This window comes from Acidovorax sp. KNOB132 (assembly GCF_057541515.1).
This window is the reverse complement of the sequence record NZ_BAAJYT010000413.1, coordinates 1-2,213: the sequence shown is the minus strand read 5'-3', so window position 1 is coordinate 2,213 and position 2,213 is coordinate 1. Positions and strand designations below refer to the sequence as shown.

At 71.6% G+C, this 2,213-nt stretch carries 4 protein-coding genes; 1 reads left to right on the top strand and 3 read right to left on the bottom strand.

Annotated elements, in window-relative coordinates; genetic code table 11:
* Positions 1–154 precede the first annotated feature (154 nt).
* On the top strand, positions 155–295 hold the full coding sequence (locus tag AC27IO_RS23195) for a hypothetical protein (protein ID WP_498741014.1): 141 nt from the start codon (positions 155–157) through the stop codon (positions 293–295).
* A 107-nt stretch (positions 296–402) separates the two neighbouring features.
* Here AC27IO_RS23195 and AC27IO_RS23190 read toward each other — a convergent pair whose 3' ends face one another.
* The 3 genes from AC27IO_RS23190 to AC27IO_RS23180 form a co-directional block, all read right to left on the bottom strand.
* A complete protein-coding gene (locus tag AC27IO_RS23190) occupies positions 403–573 on the bottom strand; it encodes a hypothetical protein (RefSeq protein ID WP_272567028.1) in 171 nt (56 codons plus the stop codon).
* A 118-nt stretch (positions 574–691) separates the two neighbouring features.
* A complete protein-coding gene (locus AC27IO_RS23185; RefSeq protein ID WP_498741016.1) occupies positions 692–1,087 on the bottom strand; it encodes a RidA family protein in 396 nt (131 codons plus the stop codon).
* Between the two features lie 2 nt (positions 1,088–1,089).
* Positions 1,090–2,213 (bottom strand): AMP-binding protein (locus AC27IO_RS23180; RefSeq protein ID WP_498741013.1); only part of this gene is annotated, 1,124 nt, incomplete at its 5' end.

Genomic DNA, 2,213 nt, shown 5'->3' with positions numbered 1-2,213 from the left:
CGTCGCGGCCGCGCGGGCGGCTTTCGAGCCCTACGTGCAGGGCGAGGCGGTGCGCTTCGGCGCGGCCTGCTGGCGGATCGCCGCACAGGCCGCGGCGGGTGGCACGCAAGGCTGGCGTTAGAGGGCCGTGGCCCGCCTCCTGGCCCGCTGCGGGGTGAACGATCGCTTGTCGGTCGCGCTGAACGTGCAGAACGTGTTCGACCGCAAGGACATCGCCGCGATGTCGGGCTGGTGGTATTCGGGCATGTACGGCGCGCCGCGCAGTGCGCAGGTGACGGCGCGCTACCGGTTCTGAGCCGGCGGGCCGAGCGCGCCGCCGCCGCGTTGGCGCGCCACCATCGCACCATGAAAAAAGCCCTCCGGAGAGGGCTTTGGCGTTGCGCTGGGCGCGAAGGGGGCTTTTCAGCCGCCCTTCTTGGAGCGCTTGCCGGGGTTCTTCTTGCTGCGGGTGGCGACGCCACGCTCCAGGCTCACGCGCTGGCCGCGGCCGGGGGTGGCCAGGGTCACGCCGGGCAGTGGCTGGGGACGGGGGGTGCGCTTGCGGTCGGCTTCGGTAACGATCTTGTTGCCCATTTGGGAGGCTCCTGGAGAGAAAAGTGAAAAACACGCTATTAGGCCACATCGTGCAGCCGTGCCCGGTGCGGGCCGTTTCCGCCCCCGCCGGGGCGCTGGGAAGTGCAGGGGGCCGCGCTCAGTCCGGCAGCACGGCGGTGGCCTCGATCTCGATGCGCGCGCGCGCTTCCATGAGGCCGGCGACCTGCACGCAGGCCATGGCCGGAAAGTGCCGGCCCAGCACCTCGCGGTAGGCGGCGCCCAGCTCTTTCAGGCGCGCGTTGTATTCCTCGCGGTCCACCACGTACCAGGTCATGCGCACCAGGTGCTCGGGGCCGGCGCCGCCGGCCTCCAGCACGGCGCGCACGTTCAGGAAGGTCTGGCGGGCCTGGACGATGAAGTCGTCGCTCTCGAACTCCTGGCGGGCGTTCCAGCCAATCTGGCCGCCCACGAAGAGCAGCGTGCCGCGGGCGGCCACGCCATTGGCGTAGCCCTTGGGGAGCGCCCAGTCGGGCGGTTGCAGTCGGGTGTGCAGGGTCATGTCTTGAGGGATGGAAGTGGGGCGTTGGCGGCCGCAGCGGCCGCGCTGTCGCGGGCCAGCGCGGCGGCCTGGCGCAGCTTGAAGCGCTGCAGCTTGCCGGTCTCGGTGCGCGGCAGGGCGGTGGCGAACTCCACGATGCGCGGGTATTTGAAGGGGGCGATGCTGGCCTTCACGTGGTCCTGCAGCGCCTTGGCCAGGGCGTCGTCGCCGGCATGGCCGGGGCGCAGCACGCAGATGGCCTTGACGACCATGCCGCGCTCGTCGTCGGGCACGCCGATCACGGCGCACTCGGCCACGGCGGGGTGGCGCAGCAGGGCATCCTCGACCTCGGGGCCGCCCACGTTGTAGCCGGCCGTGATGATCATGTCGTCGTCGCGCGCCTGGTAGAAGAAGTAGCCGTCGGCGTCCTGCACGAAGGCGTCGCCGGGGTGGTTCCAGCCGTTCTTCACGTAGTTGGCCTGGCGCGCATCGTCCAAGTAGCGGCAGCCCGTGGGGCCGATCACGGCGAGCTTGCCGACCGTGCCGCGCGGCAGCTCGCGCCCGCGCCCGTCCACCACCTTGGCCTGGTAGCCCGGCACCACGCGGCCGATGGCGCCGCGGCGCACTTCGCTGCCGGCCGACGAGATGAAGATGTGGAACATTTCGGTGGCGCCGATGCCGTCGGTCATCTCGATGCCGGTGGCGTCCTTCCACAGCTGGCGCGTGGCATCCGGCAGGGCTTCGCCGGCACTCACGCAGGTGCGCAGTGCGGGCAGGCCCAGGGCCTTGGCGAAGGGCGCCATCTGCCGGTAGAAGGTGGGCGCGGTGTAGCAGACGGTGGCGCCCACCTCGCGCATCAGCCGCACCATCACCTCGGGGGTGTAGGGCACGTCGGGAAAGTACACGCTCGCGCTGGCGGCCATGGGAAAGAGCAGCAGCCCGCCCAGCCCGAAGGTGAAGGCCAGCGGCGGCGAGCCGACCACGATGTCCTCGGGCGTGGAGCGCAGCACATGGTGCGGCCACGCGCCGCAGGCCGCCAGCACGTCGCGGTGGCTGTGCACCGGCGCCTTGGGATGCCCCGTGGTGCCCGAGGTGAAGGCCATGAGCGCGATGTCGTCCGCCGCGGTGGGGCAGGCGGGCA

Coding starts and splice junctions, on each gene's coding strand:
- AC27IO_RS23190 (WP_272567028.1), bottom strand. CDS start 573: ATGGGCAACAAGATCGTTACCGAAGCCGACCGCAAGCGCACCCCCCGT.